Below are 14,391 nucleotides of genomic sequence, written 5' to 3' on the forward strand. Positions count from 1 at the left end.
CGATTGATAGATGGAATGTGTATGTCCAGGTTTACTGCTGACTCCCGTTTGGGAAACGCCCCCGTGTTCGCCGTTCTGTGCGGCGCACTCTTGGCGCCACAGGCCCATGCCGACGAGCACGCCGAGCATGAGCTGACGCCCACCGTGATCACCGCGATCGCTCCCAGTTCGCCACTGACCGTGGTCACCAACCCCAAGGACCCGCGCCAACCGGTGCCCGCCAGCGACGGCGGCGACTACCTCAAGACCATCCCCGGCTTTGCCCTGGTGCGCAACGGCGGCACCAATGGCGACCCGGTGCTGCGCGGCATGTTCGGTTCGCGCCTGAACATCCTCACCAATGGCAGCATGATGCTCGGCGCCTGCCCAGGGCGGATGGATGCGCCCACCTCGTATATTTCCCCGGAAACCTACGACAAGCTCACCGTGATCAAAGGCCCGCAGACCGTGCTCTGGGGACCCGGCGCCTCGGCGGGCACGATTCTCTTCGAGCGCGAGCCGGAGCAGTTCGGCGAACTCGGCACACGGATCAATGCCAGTGTGCTGGCCGGCTCCAATGGCCGCTTCGACAAAGTCATCGATGCCGCCGCTGGGGGGCCATTGGGCTATGTGCGGGTGATCGGCAACCAGGCGCATGCCGACGACTACAAGGACGGCAACAACGACACCGTCGCCTCGCGCTATGACAAATGGAACGGCGACGTCGCGGTCGGCTTCACCCCCGACGCCGATACCCTGCTCGAACTCACCGCCGGCCGTGGCGATGGCGAGGCGCGCTACGCCGGGCGCGGCATGGATGGCTCGCAGTTCCTGCGCGAAAGCCTGGGCCTGCGTTTCGAGAAATCCAATCTCGGCGAAGTGCTGGATAAGGTCGAAGCCCAGGTCTACTACAACTACGCCGACCACGTGATGGACAACTACAGCCTGCGCGTCCCGTCGGGCACCGGGATGATGGCCGGGCCCATGGCCTCCAACGTTGACCGCCGCACCCTCGGCGCGCGCATCAAGGCCACCTGGCGCTGGGCCGATGTACAGCTCATCAGTGGCCTGGACGCGCAGACCAACGAACACCGCCAGCGCAGCAGCATGGGCATCGATACCTACAAGGACCTGCCACGCAACAAGGACGCCAACTTCCACAACTACGGCGTGTTCGGCGAACTGACCTGGTACGCCGCCGACCGCGATCGCCTGGTCACCGGCGCACGCCTGGACCGCGCCTCGGCCAAGGACTTTCGCCAGACTACCGGCTCGGGAATGATGGCCCGCCCCAACCCGACCGCCAACGACACCCGCGCCGACACCCTGCCTTCGGGCTTTGTGCGGTATGAGCATGACCTGGCCGACACCCCCACGACCCTCTATGCGGGCCTGGGCCACTCGGAGCGCTTCCCGGATTACTGGGAGCTGTTTTCCCCCAACACCGGGGCGGTCGGATCAGTCAACGCGTTCGATGGCGTGAAGCCGGAGAAAACCACCCAGCTCGACTTCGGCGCGCAATACAAAACTGCCGACCTTGAAGCCTGGGCCTCGGGCTACATCGGCCAGGTGCGCGATTTCATCCTGTTCGACTACCAGCCCGGGATGATGGGTACCACGTCCCAGGCACGTAATGTCGATGCGCGCATCATGGGCGGCGAACTGGGCGCGGCCTACAAGCTGACCCCAAACTGGAAGGCCGACGCCACCCTCGCCTACGCCTGGGGCAAGAACAGCAGCGACGGCAAGGCCCTGCCGCAAATGCCGCCCCTGGACGCACGCCTGGGCCTGACCTACAGCGAGGACGACTGGAGTGCCGGCGCCCTGTGGCGCGTGGTCGCCGCACAAAACCGCATCGACCAGAACGCGGGCAACGTGGTCGGCAAGGACTACGACAAGAGCGGTGGCTTTGGCGTGTTCTCGCTGAACGGCGCGTACCGCATCAATAAAAACTTCAAGGTCAGCACCGGCGTCGACAACCTGTTCGGCAAGGCCTACGCCGAGCACTTGAACCTGGCCGGCAACGCGGGGTTCGGCTACCCGGCCAGCGACCCGCAAGCCATCAAGGAACCGGGGCGCACGCTCTGGACCAAGGTGGACATGAGCTTCTAAAAGCATCGGGGGCAAGCCCCCTCCCACAATTGGAATGCATTCCACATGTGGGAGGGGGCTTGCCCCCGATGGCGGCCTGACCAACGACAACAATTCAAGCTTTGCGGAGCATCCCCAATGACCACTCAAAAAGTCTCCTTCTACAACCTGGCCTGGCGCTGGCACTTCTACGCCGGGCTCTTCGTCGCCCCTTTCATGGTGCTGCTGGCCCTGACCGGCATCATCTACCTGTTCAAGCCCCAGCTCGACCCGCTGATGTATGGCGACCTGCTCAAGGTGCAAACCGCCGAGCACGCGTTGAGTGCCGATGAGCAACTGCAACGGGCCCAGGCGGCCTTTCCCCACGGCAAGCTCAGCAAGTACTTGCCACCGGCCGACGCCACCAGCAGCGCACAGTTCGTCATGCACGCTGGCGGCCGCGAAGTGACGGTCTTTGTCGACCCCTATCGCGGTACGGTACTGGGTGAGCAGGATGCCAAGTACAACCTGCAGGCCATCGCCCGCGCCCTGCATGGCGAACTGATGATCGGCACCGTCGGCGATCGCCTGGTGGAGCTTGCCGCCGGTTGGGGCGTGATGCTGGTGGTGTCCGGCCTGTACCTGTGGTGGCCGCGCGGCAAGGCCTCGGCCGGGGTGCTGTGGCCACGGTTCAGCAGTCGTGGCCGTGTGTTCTGGCGCGATCTGCACGCGGTCGCCGGTTTCTGGGGCGCGGCCTTCTTGCTGGTGATGCTGCTCAGCGGCATGACCTGGACGGGCTTCTGGGGCAAGCAATACGCTGACCTGTGGAACACCTTCCCGGCGGCGATGTGGAACAACGTGCCGCAGTCAGACCAGCAGGCGCGGGTGCTCAACACGGCGACTCAGCAGACCGTGCCCTGGGCCATGGAAAACACGCCGATGCCGATGTCCGGCGACCATGCCGAGCACATGCAGCACGGTGCCATGCACGCCGCTCCCGCCGCGCCCACGGTCAGCCTGCAACAGGTGGTCGAGCTGGCCAACGCACGCAAGGTCGAACCCGGCTACAGCATCACGTTCCCCACCACGGCCGACGGTGTGTTCACCATCGCGGTATTCGCCGACGACCCGCGCAACGACGCCACCCTGCATGTGGATCAATACACCGGCAAGGTGCTGGCCGACGTGCGCTGGGAACACTACGGCATCGTCGCACGCGCGACCGAGACCGGTGTGATGCTGCATGAGGGCAAGATGTTCGGCTGGGTCAACCAACTGATCGTGCTGCTGATCTGCCTGATGATCCTGCTCAGTGCGGTCAGTGGCGTGGTGATCTGGTGGAAACGCCGGCCACAGGGTGGCCTGGGGGTTCCGCCGCTGCGCCATGACCTGCCGAAGTGGAAAACCGCCCTGGTGATCATGCTCGGGTTGGCGATCATTTTTCCCTTGGTGGGCGCGTCGTTGATAACCGTATGGGCCTTGGATCGCCTGGTGTTGACGCGTTTTTTCAACCCCGACAAAGCTGCTTCCCGCTCCGCATGAAACAGGCGCCGCGCCCAGGCCACCGGCAACACGGCCAGGGCAGCGGCGGTTCGTTGATCCGGGCCCTTTCACCGCCCCTCGGGGGCGCCGTCATGGCCCTGTTCCAGCGTTGCCAAAGGATTTCTTTTCATCCTTCAGGCTCTTTGTCACCGGGGGTCAAAGTTCATCTCTGTCTCGACCGTACTGGACGTCTTCAGGCTCAGGTTGGGCGCCTACATCCTTGATTTGCCATTCATCCCCCAACTCCCCCAGACGCGTCCAGAAAGCATCGGTCTCCAGCACCGACAGCTTTCCGTTTGCCCTCAGCGTTCCGATCAATTGAGTCGCAGAACGTTGGGGCCCCGTGGCGGCCAGTGTGTATTCTGTCGCCGGGTTGGTCGGCAAGTACTTGAGCAATGCGCCGCCTCGGCTGATGAAATAGCATCCCTCGGCTGACGGCTCGTTCATTCGCAGAGTGTCCAGCATCGCCTTCAAATCCGCCTCGGCGATGAAGTTGGCCCTGAGAGTGCTTTCGAAAACCTCGGCACCCGCTGAAACCGCCATTGCCTTATAGAACGACTGCACGGCCACGACCTGGTAGTAACCGACTGGATGGGCCGACGCCAGCGCCAGGCCGCCGCCACTTGCAAACAGCGCCGGCACCGTCAATGCCGTGCTTTGGTCTTCCTCTATCGGCGTCACCGCGCACACATCGTTGGTGCCGGCGACCTTGAGCACGCCGCCCAGGAGCGTCTTGCCGGCAAACCCGGCAGACAACCCCTGAGCGTGCCGTGCGGCGTCATCAGGATGGGCACACACCGGTCCGCACACCAGTAGAGGCGCCGGAAAGCCATAGACATACACAGCGGCGGCGCCCGGTTGCCAGGAGGTGTCAATGCGACCTCGACCGTTCCAGACCGGGCTCGTTTCCACGACATCCAGCGTGCCCTTGACCGCCAGGCTGTGCACATAGTCGACCAGTTGCAGCGCCCCACCCCGCAAGTAACTGTGCAGCTTGGTCGTTTCACTGGAAAACATCACCGACCGGTCGAGGCCATCAAATTGAAACTTGAGCAAAGCATCGTCAGCGCAGCGCAAATACAACGGCCAATAACCTTCATCTGCGGTTTTCTTGACGAAACTCAGTCCATCGGCAATGTCGCGCGGCCAAAAAAAGCTGCGCCCCATGGGGTCACCAGCCTTGCCGATGGCTGCGCTGGAGGCACACAGATACAACCCCACAATGGCATAGCCCTGAGGCAACTGCGCGTAGGGGAACACCTGCTCGAGCCGGGAGAAGTCCTGCCGTTGCAACGGCAGCGTGACCCTGTAGTGCTCTTTGCGGGTTGACTTGAGCAGATAGCCAAACGTCAGCCATTCTCTCGCGTCAGACGGTGGCAGCACTGAACTCACGGCGTCGTCGGCCTGGGTGAACACCGGGCTGAACGCGGGGTCAGCCAAGGAGCCCCGAATCAAGAGCCCTGGCCATTGATAAACGAATGCGGAAAATTCGCCGAGCAAGCGCCTGGGCGGTCCCCAGTACCGGCTCCCTTCAACCACCCTCAACTCGCCCGCCTTCGCCACCCGCGACACAAACTGCGTGGGCAGCAGTTCGCCACTGCGAATCCGCCGCTCGATGAGGTTATCCCCAACGTCGCCCTTGACCAGGTCGAGCGCAGCCAGATCCGCTTTGAGCGTCTGTTCCTCGGGGGAGTCCGTCAGGTTGTAGCTCAACAAGACGCCATCGGAGCCGATCAGGTACTCACGCTTGACATGCACTTCACGCCGCAACAGGTTCGACAGCACGCTGGTGGGTACCATGCTGGTGTAGATGGCCTTCTCGGTCGCAGACAATAGGATCGGCACCTCACGCACAAGCGTGGAGCGGTAACGCCCGACAACGGTCGCCCCCTCGGGGTACAAGCCTTTCGAAACCGCCTGGTCAGGGAAGATCCAATTGAGCACAAAACCTTGAGGCGGTATCGCCAAGGGCGCCGTGGCGACGAACAGCCCATTGCCGAGGCGCAGCACTACACCACCATAGGCGCGTTGACGATTGTCACCAATCAACGTGCGCACATGCCGCACGGCATCGTCCGGTTCGGCAAATGCGGGGCTCAGGCGTCGTCGCATGAGCGTTGCATACCCTTGCCAATGCTCATTGACCGCGCCCCGTTCGTCCCAACACTGGCTGGTGCGTACCACATGCAACTGACCGCGCTTGGCCCATTCCCGGACAAAGTCCAGCGGTGTCTTGGCACCACTGGCCAGCGCGGTTTGAGTGGCCTCCAGTTCTTTTTCAAGCGCGCCGCCGCTGCCGAACGCAAACGGCCCCGGCAGGCGATAGCGCAGCAACGCGCCCTCCTCGGTGGAGAAATAGATAGGCAAGTTGTCCCCGGCGTTGTACAGCTCGCCAAAACGCTTCGCGTCGTAAAGGCTCGAATACAGCACCGTTGGCAATACGAAAAAACGCGTCAACCAGGCCTTCGAAGTGGTCAGCCCGGTGGGTTGCCATTGTTGGGAGCGAAACAGCGCGCGGAGCATGAACCCTGGCGGGAATACATAGCCCTTATCCGTCCTCGCAAACAACGCATTGCGCGAAAACAGCTTGATAGACGTCGTCACATCCATCACCTGAGTCGCGATGTACTGCTCGTTTTGCGTGTGTTTGAGAATGAACGCGTAACAGGACTCAGTGGCCCGGTTGTGCCCATGAACCCGGGCATGCAGGTCCCGGGCGGCCTCCTCTGCCGTGGAGAAAATCGCGCCATAGGTGATGAAGTCGGGCGGACCTGCGCGGTCCGCGTAGGTGAAGTTCGGTGTCCAGTCTGAATACACGGGAGAACGCGGCCCCCACAGCGCATTCCCCTGGATAACCTGTAAACCTCCGGTCTCGGCCACCCGGCCAACCCATTGCGCAGGTTTGATCAGCCCTTTGTCCAGGCGCTGTTGAGCCCTGCTGCCACCAGGCTCCGGCACGACACCGTTCAACAGCACGGTTTCATTTGCCGAACCGCTTGGCGTATACGCCAAGAGGCATGCCTCGCTTGCCGACAGATACGCCGGACGACCTTGTTGGATCACCCCATGGAGCTCTTCGGCGGAAAACACCTGCAGGTTGATCTCGGCCTCTTCCCGCGTCCAACGGCGCTGCTCGATCCAGTCGGGATGCACCATGGACAACGCCACGTGGGAACCATAGCGCCCATGAATCACATAGGGTTCAGGAGGAACCAGCGGGCCCTGGTCGCCCGCGGGGAAAAACAGCGCCGAGGCAAAAGGGTTGACCTGGCTTTCCATCGGCTCAGTGATAATGAAGCGGCCATCTTCGCCCTTGAGAATGTAGCCACCATAGGATCGGTCCCGCCGCCCACCCACTTTCTCGTGGGCATACACCGCAGCGTCCGTGGCCGAGAGAAACGTCGGGCTGAGTACCGCTTGATAAAACGGCGTGAGTAACGACGAGCGATTGTCCACCTCCCCTACGCGTCGCCAGAGTTCACCGGGCCGGACCACCGACAGGCTGCACGTATTGATCACCCGCCGGACAAAACCACGCGGGGTCAGCGTGCCGGCGATCATCTCGGCCTGGGCACCCTTGTCGTTGAACACCCCGCCGGGGCCTTCGTCCACCAACTCTTCAGCCTCTACGGCACCGGGCAACTGGAGTTTCAGCACGGCCCCGTCGCTGGCCTCCATGTAAAGCGCCAGGCCACGGGTGTCGGCCTGGATATCGGCGGTGTTGCGGGCCTGGGTAATGCCCGCAACAAGTTGCGCCGGCGTAAAGAACGCCGAGTACATCCAGGGTTCTTTCGACGGAAAATCACTTGGCTGCGGCCAGGACCGGTAGTAGATGGCCTCCAGCCGGAACTGCGAGGGTAACCGGGGTTTACCGTCGGGACGCTTGGGGAACAGGCTCGCCGGCGAGAACAGCACCGGGCCCGGCGCCTGCGGCCGAGTGGCGACGTAGGTGTCTTTCTGGACATGCTTGAGCACAAACCCCACTGTGCGCCCCGTGACGGTCGCCGGGGTGCTCTCCAACGCGGCGAGCACGGCCAACTCGGGGCGCTTGAATACCCGGGTAAAAAACGGTTGTTCCTGTACCGTCTCCAGCGGCCCGACCGGCGACTTGATTCTCCAACCGCGCTTTACCCGGCCACGCACTTGCCCCCACAAGGCATCGGCCACCACCACCCGAAGATCGCCGCCCTCGGCGACCTGCCAGATAAAGCTCTCAAAATCCGCACTGGCTGCCAGCGGCACCTGACCTTTCAAGCCTTGCAGCAGCGTCTTTTCCAGGGCACTGCCACTGGTGGTGTATTTCAACAGCGTGCCGGTCGGCCCACACAAATAGTGGGCCGGTACCGACTGGCGATGCTCAATGATAAACACCATATCGGCCGGCGAAAAAAAGCTTGTAAAGACGGCGGCCTGATCGTCGGTAAAGGTGGGGTTATGCTGTTTGATCTTGTCGGCGTGCGCAGGGTGGGAGTGGTACAACGCCGCGCAGGTGTAGCCAGCCGGGGCGATGAAATGATCGCGTTCATCCACGGCCATTATCTCGCGATGGTCAAACGTGACCTCCCCACCCTCCACGGGACGCGTGGCGAAAAAGTGATTGTCCTTCTTGAAAATCGCACCCCCGAACTCTTTGTCGCCGACACTCCTGCCCACGTGTTGCTGAGCCCAGCGGGCGGCGTCGTCCGCCGTGATGAAAGGAGGGCTAAGCGGTGGTAATACGGCAACATGGGTGCCCTGCGCTGAACGCACATCTCTGAATAGTGGGTTGTCCAACTCCTGTACTCCTGACGGCTGGTAGACGGATGTGGGCGCTTGACGGATGTCGCACCCCGTCCAGCGATTTTGAACACCCCCGCCAGGCGCCAGGCACTACATGTGTAGACCTGGCGTAGCCCCTCCTCACACGCGACGCAGCGCAAAGCACCAGAACGGTGCCGATGCAGGCCCCACGCTGACATTTCAGCCCCACATTGGAACAACCGCCATTGCAAATGCCCCGTAAAGAGGCCGCTTTCATACCGGGCGCTGACCGGGCACAGCCTTTGCAATCACCGAAACAGCCACGTTGGCGGGCGGTTCGTGCGCCCCAGAAAAATAATCACTCACTCTCGGAGATCGCACCATGCAGCGTCGCAGCTTGATCAAGGCGTTAACGTTGTCGGCATCCATTGCCGCCATGGGTCTGACCTGGACCGTACAGGCCGCAGAAACCATCAAGGTCGGCATCCTGCACTCGCTGTCAGGGACCATGGCGATCTCCGAAACCTCGCTGAAAGACATGGCCTTGATGACGATCGACGAGATCAACGCCAAAGGCGGTGTGAACGGCAAAATGCTCGAACCCGTGGTGGTGGACCCGGCGTCCAACTGGCCGTTGTTCGCTGAAAAGGGTCGGCAGTTGCTGACCCAGGACAAGGTCGCCGTGGTGTTCGGCTGCTGGACCTCGGTGTCGCGCAAATCGGTGCTGCCGGTGTTCGAAGAGCTCAACGGCTTGCTGTTCTACCCGGTGCAATACGAAGGTGAAGAGATGTCGCCTAACGTGTTCTATACCGGTGCGGCGCCGAACCAGCAGGCGATCCCGGCGGTGGAATACCTGATGAGCGAAGAAGGCGGCGGCGCCAAGCGCTTCTTCCTGCTGGGCACCGACTACGTGTATCCACGCACCACCAACAAGATCCTGCGCTCGTTCCTGCATTCCAAGGGCGTGGCGGATAAAGATATCGAAGAGGTCTACACCCCGTTCGGCCACGCCGATTACCAGACCATTGTCGCCAACATCAAGAAGTTCTCCGCTGGCGGCAAGACGGCGGTGATCTCCACCGTCAATGGCGACTCCAACGTGCCGTTCTACAAAGAGCTGGCCAACCAGGGCCTGAAGGCCACCGACGTACCGGTGGTGGCGTTCTCGGTAGGTGAAGAGGAACTGCGCGGCATCGATACCAAACCGTTGGTGGGCAACCTCGCGGCCTGGAACTACTTCCAGTCGGTAGAGAACCCAGTCAACCAGAAATTCGTCGCCGACTGGAAAGCCTACGCCAAGAAACACAACCTGCCGGGCGCGGACAAAGCCGTGACCAACGACCCGATGGAAGCCACCTATGTGGGCATCCATATGTGGGCCCAGGCCGCCGAGAAAGCCAAGTCCACCGACGTCGACAAAGTGCGTGAAGCCCTGGCCGGCCAGACCTTCGCGGCACCGTCGGGCTTTACCCTGACCATGGACAAGACCAACCACCACCTGCACAAGCCGGTGATGATCGGCGAGATCCAGGCCGACGGTCAGTTCTCCGTGGTGTGGCAGACCCAGGAGCCGATCCGGGCGCAGCCGTGGAGCCCGTACATCCCTGGCAATGACAAGAAGCCGGACTATGCGGTGAAGAGCAACTAAGCCCCACCACAGGTCAACTGTGGGAGGGGGCTTGCCCCCGATAGCGGCGTGTCAGGCAATGCACTTGTCACTGACCCACTGCTATCGGGGGCAAGCCCCCTCCCACACTGTCCGCGCATGACTAGGACATTTGTTTATGCCCGCTGCCCTCAATCACTATTTCCTGGCATTGCTGCTGTTGCTGCCTTTGGCGGCACATGCAGGCGACGCCGAAGACTTCCTCGCCGCCAACCCCGCGCAACAAGCCAAGCTGCTCCAGGACTGGGCCGCCCAGCCCGACCCGGCGCGCATCGAGTTGGTGGACGCGCTGCAACAAGGCCAGCTCACGCTCAATGGTGAAACCAAGACCGTACGCCTGAACAACCGCCTGCGCGGCCTGATCGACAACGTACAGGCCAGCCAGCAACTGCTCGCCGCCGACCCCAAGGTACGCCTGGCCGCTGCGCGAACCCTGCAAAAAACCGCGCAACCGGCGCAACTTAAATTCCTCGACCAGCAGGTCGCCGCCGAAACCAATGAGGACGTGCACACCGCCCTCAGCCTGGCACTGGCCAACCTGCAACTGGTGGACACCGACCCGGTGGTACGCCTGGCCGCCGTGCGCTTGCTCGGCAGCACCGGCGACCCGCTGGCACGTACCCGCCTCGAAGCCCTGCTCGCCCCCGGCGTGGAAGCCGACGCCAGCGTACACACCGCCGCCGAGACCAGCCTGGCGCAGGTCAAACGCAAACTGATGCTGGGTGAAATCCTCGGCCAGGCCTTCAGCGGCATGTCCCTGGGGTCGATCCTGCTGCTGGCGGCCCTGGGCCTGGCGATCACCTTCGGCCTGCTGGGCGTGATCAACATGGCCCACGGCGAAATGCTGATGCTCGGTGCCTACTCCACCTACGTGGTGCAGTTGCTGATGCAGCGCTATGTGCCCCAGGCCATCGAGTTCTACCCGCTGATCGCGCTGCCGGTGGCGTTCTTCGTCACCGCCGCCATCGGCATGGCCCTGGAACGCACGGTGATTCGTCATCTGTATGGGCGCCCGCTGGAAACCCTGCTCGCCACCTGGGGCATCAGCCTGATGCTGATCCAACTGGTGCGCCTGGTGTTCGGTGCGCAGAACGTTGAAGTGGCCAACCCCGCCTGGCTGTCCGGTGGCATCCAGGTGCTGCCCAACCTGGTGTTGCCGTACAACCGCATCGTGATCATCGCGTTCGCACTGTTTGTTGTGGTGCTCACCTGGCTGCTGCTGAACAAGACGCGCCTGGGCCTGAATGTGCGTGCCGTGACCCAGAACCGCAACATGGCCGCCTGCTGCGGCGTGCCCACCGGGCGCGTGGACATGCTCGCCTTTGGCCTCGGCTCCGGCATCGCCGGGTTGGGCGGTGTGGCGCTGAGCCAGATCGGCAACGTCGGTCCGGACCTGGGCCAGAGCTACATCATCGACTCGTTCCTGGTGGTGGTGCTCGGCGGGGTCGGCCAGTTGGCCGGCAGCGTCATGGCGGCGTTCGGGCTGGGCATCGCCAACAAGATCCTGGAGCCACAGATCGGCGCCGTACTCGGCAAGATCCTGATCCTCGCGCTGATCATTCTGTTTATCCAGAAACGCCCGCAAGGACTCTTCGCACTGAAAGGACGGGTGATCGACTGATGAACCAGCCATTGATGCTCACCGCCACGCAAAAGGCCGGCCCCAAAGTGACGATTGCCGTCGGCGCCGTGATCCTGGCCCTGCTGCTGGCCCTGCCGTTGTGTTCGCTGCTGGCGCCGGAAAACCCGCTGCATGTATCGGCCTACACGCTGACGCTGGTGGGGAAGATCCTCTGCTACGCCATCGTGGCCCTTGCGCTCGACCTGGTGTGGGGCTACGCCGGCATGCTGTCCCTCGGCCACGGGTTGTTCTTCGCCCTCGGTGGCTACGCCATGGGCATGTACTTGATGCGCCAGGCCTCCGGTGACGGGTTGCCGGCGTTCATGACGTTTTTATCCTGGACCGAATTGCCCTGGTATTGGGTCGGCACCGAACACTTCCTCTGGGCGCTGTGCCTGGTGGTGCTCGCACCGGGCTTGCTGGCATTGGTGTTCGGCTTCTTCGCCTTCCGCTCGCGGATCAAGGGCGTGTACTTCTCGATCATGACCCAGGCCCTGACCTTCGCCGGGATGCTGTTGTTCTTTCGCAACGAGACCGGGTTTGGCGGCAATAACGGCTTCACCAACTTTCGCAGCATCCTCGGCTTTGGCATTACCGAACCGGGCACGCGCGCGGTGTTGTTCGTGGCCACGGTGCTGTTGCTGGTGGCCAGCCTGTACATCGGCTGGCGCCTGGCGCAAAGCAAGTTCGGCCGGGTGCTGACGGCATTGCGCGATGCGGAAAACCGCCTGATGTTCTGCGGCTACGACCCGCGCGGCTTCAAGCTGTTCGTGTGGGTGCTGAGCGCGGTGCTGTGCGGCCTGGCGGGCGCGTTGTATGTGCCGCAGGTGGGCATTATCAACCCCAGCGAAATGTCGCCGACCAACTCCATCGAAGCTGCGGTATGGGTGGCCCTGGGCGGACGCGGCACCTTGATCGGGCCGCTGCTCGGCGCTGGCGTGGTCAACGGCATGAAGAGCTGGTTCACCGTGGCGTTCCCGGAATACTGGCTGTTCTTCCTCGGGGCGCTGTTCATCATCGTCACCTTGTATTTGCCCAAGGGCGTGATCGGCCTGCTGAAGAAACGGGGTGAACCATGAGAATCACTGCGACGGCGGAATTTATGCTCGAACCTATCCTTGATGCCGGCAGCGGTCGCGATGCGATCGGTATCGGCCAGGCGGCCGGGACGGGCCTCGACACGCGCCACGGCACGATCCTGACCCTGGAAGATATCAGCGTCAGCTTCGACGGTTTCAAGGCGCTCAACGACCTCAACCTGTACATCGGTGTCGGTGAATTGCGCTGCATCATCGGCCCCAACGGAGCAGGCAAGACCACGCTGATGGACGTGATCACCGGCAAGACCCGGCCCAGCCACGGCAAGGCCTGGTTTGGCGAAACCCTCGACCTGACCAGCATGAGCGAAGTGCAGATCGCCCAGGCCGGTATCGGCCGCAAGTTCCAGAAACCCACGGTGTTCGAAGCCTTGAGCGTGTTCGAGAACCTGGAACTGGCACAGAAGACCGATAAATCCGTATGGGCCAGCCTCCGTGCGCGCCTGAGTGGTGAGCAGAAAGACCGCATCGATGAAGTGCTCGACACCATCCGCCTCACCGCCTCGGTGCAGCGCCCGGCGGGGTTGCTGTCCCACGGCCAGAAGCAGTTCCTGGAAATCGGCATGCTGCTGATGCAAGACCCGCAACTGCTACTGCTGGATGAACCGGTGGCCGGCATGACCGACGCGGAAACCGAATTCACCGCCGAACTGTTCAAGCGCCTGGCGGGCAAGCACTCGCTGATGGTGGTGGAGCACGACATGGGCTTTGTCGGTTCGATCGCCGACCATGTGACGGTGCTGCACCAGGGCAGCGTACTGGCCGAAGGCTCGTTGGAGCAGGTGCAGGAAAACGAGCGCGTGATCGAGGTGTACCTCGGGCGCTGAGTTCGCTTTTCTGTAGGAGCGAGCTTGCTCGCGAAAATCGTTAACGATAACGCGGGCAGCCTGAATGCACGCGGCGCCCTCAGGTTTTTCGCGAGCAAGCTCGCTCCTACAGGGAATTGAGGAGGTTTTGAGAATGTTGCAAGTCGACAAGCTGCACCAGTACTACGGCGGTAGCCACATCCTGCGAGGGCTGTCTTTCGACGTGAAGGTCGGCGAAGTCACCTGCCTGCTCGGGCGTAACGGCGTGGGCAAGACCACCCTGCTCAAGTGCCTGATGGGTTTGCTGCCGGCCAAAGAGGGCGCAGTGAATTGGGAAGGCCAGGCCATCACCGGCTTCAAGCCGCACCAGCGTGTACACGCCGGGATCGCCTATGTGCCCCAGGGCCGGGAGATTTTCGGGCGGCTGACCGTGGAAGAAAACCTGTTGATGGGGCTGTCGCGTTTTCCTGGCTCCGAGGCCAAGGAAGTGCCGGCGTTTATCTACGAACTGTTCCCGGTGTTGCTGCAAATGAAGCATCGGCGTGGCGGTGACTTGTCCGGTGGCCAGCAGCAACAGTTGGCCATTGGCCGCGCCCTGGCCAGTCGCCCGCGCCTGTTGATCCTCGATGAGCCCACCGAAGGCATACAGCCGTCAGTGATCAAGGAAATCGGCGCGGTGATCAAGAAGCTTGCCGCGCGGGGCGATATGGCGATCCTGCTGGTGGAGCAGTTCTACGACTTCGCCGCCGAGTTGGCCGACCAGTACCTGGTGATGTCCCGTGGCGAAATCGTGCAGCAAGGCCGCGGTGAAAATATGGAAAGTGACGGTGTACGCGGTCTCGTAACCATCTAATCTGTAGCGTCCTGACA

8 protein-coding genes and 1 pseudogene are annotated in these 14,391 nt (G+C 62.5%); 8 read left to right on the top strand and 1 reads right to left on the bottom strand.

Annotation, left to right across the window (positions count from 1 at the left end; translation table 11 throughout):
- The first annotated feature begins 21 nt into the window (after window positions 1-21).
- Both QU606_RS03675 and QU606_RS03680 read left to right on the top strand, forming a co-directional pair.
- The gene (locus tag QU606_RS03675; protein ID WP_024073146.1) at window positions 22-2,091 is read left to right on the top strand and encodes a TonB-dependent copper receptor; all 2,070 of its coding nucleotides are present in this window, start codon (window positions 22-24) and stop codon (window positions 2,089-2,091) included.
- Window positions 2,092-2,208: 117 nt separating this feature from the next.
- Window positions 2,209-3,591 carry a PepSY domain-containing protein gene (locus QU606_RS03680; protein WP_193690134.1) on the top strand — a complete coding sequence of 461 codons (1,383 nt, stop codon included), beginning with the start codon at window positions 2,209-2,211 and terminating at the stop codon, window positions 3,589-3,591.
- A gap of 156 nt (window positions 3,592-3,747) precedes the next feature.
- Here the strand turns inward: QU606_RS03680 and QU606_RS03685 are convergent, their stop codons facing one another.
- Window positions 3,748-8,340: a DUF4329 domain-containing protein gene (locus QU606_RS03685; protein ID WP_304998604.1), complete on the bottom strand. Its 4,593-nt coding sequence runs from the start codon at window positions 8,338-8,340 to the stop codon at window positions 3,748-3,750.
- A 373-nt stretch (window positions 8,341-8,713) separates the two neighbouring features.
- Here QU606_RS03685 and urtA point away from each other — a divergent pair, with 373 nt between their 5' ends.
- The 6 genes and pseudogenes from urtA to urtE all read left to right on the top strand — a co-directional run bounded on the left by urtA (window position 8,714) and on the right by urtE (window position 14,374).
- The gene (urtA, locus tag QU606_RS03690) at window positions 8,714-9,979 is read left to right on the top strand and encodes an urea ABC transporter substrate-binding protein (protein ID WP_024073143.1); all 1,266 of its coding nucleotides are present in this window, start codon (window positions 8,714-8,716) and stop codon (window positions 9,977-9,979) included.
- Window positions 9,980-10,115: 136 nt separating this feature from the next.
- Window positions 10,116-11,618, top strand: coding sequence for an urea ABC transporter permease subunit UrtB (urtB, locus tag QU606_RS03695; protein WP_304998122.1), 1,503 nt, complete (start codon window positions 10,116-10,118; stop codon window positions 11,616-11,618).
- A complete protein-coding gene (urtC, locus tag QU606_RS03700; RefSeq protein ID WP_024073141.1) occupies window positions 11,618-12,697 on the top strand; it encodes an urea ABC transporter permease subunit UrtC in 1,080 nt (359 codons plus the stop codon). The genes urtB and urtC overlap by 1 nt, the downstream gene beginning before the upstream one ends.
- Entirely contained in the window at window positions 12,694-13,542 is an 849-nt protein-coding gene (urtD, locus tag QU606_RS03705; protein ID WP_024073140.1) for an urea ABC transporter ATP-binding protein UrtD, read from the top strand. The genes urtC and urtD overlap by 4 nt, the downstream gene beginning before the upstream one ends.
- Window positions 13,543-13,566: 24 nt before the next feature.
- Window positions 13,567-13,653 (top strand): annotated as a pseudogene (locus tag QU606_RS03710) (outer membrane lipoprotein carrier protein LolA); the annotation flags it as partial.
- Window positions 13,654-13,675: 22 nt separating this feature from the next.
- The gene (gene urtE / locus QU606_RS03715; RefSeq protein ID WP_024073139.1) at window positions 13,676-14,374 is read left to right on the top strand and encodes an urea ABC transporter ATP-binding subunit UrtE; all 699 of its coding nucleotides are present in this window, start codon (window positions 13,676-13,678) and stop codon (window positions 14,372-14,374) included.
- The last annotated feature ends 17 nt before the right edge of the window (window positions 14,375-14,391 follow it).

This window comes from Pseudomonas sp. OVF7 (assembly GCF_030644265.1).
Taxonomy (GTDB): domain Bacteria; phylum Pseudomonadota; class Gammaproteobacteria; order Pseudomonadales; family Pseudomonadaceae; genus Aquipseudomonas; species Aquipseudomonas gorinensis.

Excerpts from the sequence above, each read along its gene's own strand:
- QU606_RS03675 (WP_024073146.1), top strand. The coding sequence starts at position 22 with ATGTCCAGGTTTACTGCTGACTCCCGTTTGGGAAACGCCCCCGTGTTC.
- QU606_RS03680 (WP_193690134.1), top strand. The coding sequence starts at position 2,209 with ATGACCACTCAAAAAGTCTCCTTCTACAACCTGGCCTGGCGCTGGCAC.
- urtA (WP_024073143.1), top strand. The coding sequence starts at position 8,714 with ATGCAGCGTCGCAGCTTGATCAAGGCGTTAACGTTGTCGGCATCCATT.
- urtB (WP_304998122.1), top strand. The coding sequence starts at position 10,116 with ATGCCCGCTGCCCTCAATCACTATTTCCTGGCATTGCTGCTGTTGCTG.
- urtC (WP_024073141.1), top strand. The coding sequence starts at position 11,618 with ATGAACCAGCCATTGATGCTCACCGCCACGCAAAAGGCCGGCCCCAAA.
- urtD (WP_024073140.1), top strand. The coding sequence starts at position 12,694 with ATGAGAATCACTGCGACGGCGGAATTTATGCTCGAACCTATCCTTGAT.
- urtE (WP_024073139.1), top strand. The coding sequence starts at position 13,676 with ATGTTGCAAGTCGACAAGCTGCACCAGTACTACGGCGGTAGCCACATC.